2 protein-coding genes are annotated in these 1,061 nt (G+C 39.1%); both read left to right on the top strand.

What is annotated here, in order from left to right; translation table 11 throughout:
• Positions 1-282, top strand: a 282-nt coding sequence (gene rpsK / locus Q8M88_RS03510) for a 30S ribosomal protein S11 (protein ID WP_305594864.1), incomplete at its 5' end; no start/stop codon positions are given.
• A gap of 39 nt (positions 283-321) precedes the next feature.
• Positions 322-927, top strand: coding sequence for a 30S ribosomal protein S4 (gene rpsD, locus Q8M88_RS03505; protein ID WP_305594863.1), 606 nt, complete (start codon positions 322-324; stop codon positions 925-927).
• Positions 928-1,061 lie beyond the last annotated feature (134 nt).

Raw genomic sequence — 1,061 nt, 5'->3', positions numbered from 1 at the left:
AAATTAGGCAATACATTGTTTTGGTCAAGCGCCGGTTCGCTTGGTTTTAAGGGAGCAAAAAAAGGAACTCCATTTGCAGCTTCCAAAGTAGGTGATGTAATTGGCAGTAAAGTTTCTACGCTTGGGGTAAAAGATGCCGATGTAATTGTGCGAGGAGTTGGATCCGGGCGTGAGCCGGCAATTAGATCATTTATGGCTCATGGCATAGAAATTACTTCCATAAAAGATGCAACACCGGTGCCTCACAATGGCCCAAAACCGAAAAAGCCCAGAAGAGTATAAACAAATTATAAATTACAAATCATCAATTATGAATCAAAAATGATATCAAAACCGAAGTTTAAAATTGGAAGAAGATTAGGCGCCGGAGTATATGACAAATGTCAGACCTCTAAGTTTTCAGCTTCTTCTGGAAAGTTTGCCGGGCCTGGCGCGCGCCGTCCAAAAGCGCTTTCTGAATATGGAGCTCAGCTTATAGAGAAGCAGAAAGTGCGTTTTTCCTATGGTATAAATGAGCGCCAACTTTCAAACTATGTAAAAAAGGCTTCCCATATTAAGGGTGCTGGCACTACAGAGAAATTTTACGAGGAACTTGAATCTCGTCTTGATAATGTGATTTATAGGATGGGTCTTGGAAATAGCAGGCGGGCCGCTAGACAGATGGTTTCTCATGGACATTTTATCGTGAACGATCATAAAGTCACTATTCCTTCGTACGAAGTAAAGCCCGGAGATATTATAAAAATTCGTGAAGGATCGAAGACTAAAAAGATTTTTGACGGGCTGGCTGAGAAAATAAAAGATTATAATCCTCCGGCTTGGGTTTCATTTGATTTGGGCAAAATGGAAGGGAAGATTTTATCCAAACCAAAGAACACAGAAAGTTTTCTTGATTTGAACGCTGTGCTTGAGTTTTATAGTCGTTGATTTATTATTTTTTTTCCGCCAGAGGCGGACAAGTATTATTAGATTTAAGAGTAATTTTTTTAAACATATGCCTGAATATAAAATAATTATGCCTTCGAAGCCTCGTATTGTTTTAGAAGAAGGAAATAAAGGGG

Origin of the sequence: Phenylobacterium sp., assembly GCF_030693805.1 — a bacterium.
In the GTDB taxonomy this organism is placed as follows: Bacteria; Pseudomonadota; Alphaproteobacteria; order Caulobacterales; family Caulobacteraceae; genus Phenylobacterium.
Note: the sequence above shows the minus strand (reverse complement) of the source record. Positions and strands in the feature narration are given on the sequence as shown.

What these genes read in the sequence shown, in the direction of transcription:
- rpsD (WP_305594863.1), top strand. Translation starts at nt 322, where the DNA reads ATGATATCAAAACCGAAGTTTAAAATTGGAAGAAGATTAGGCGCCGGA.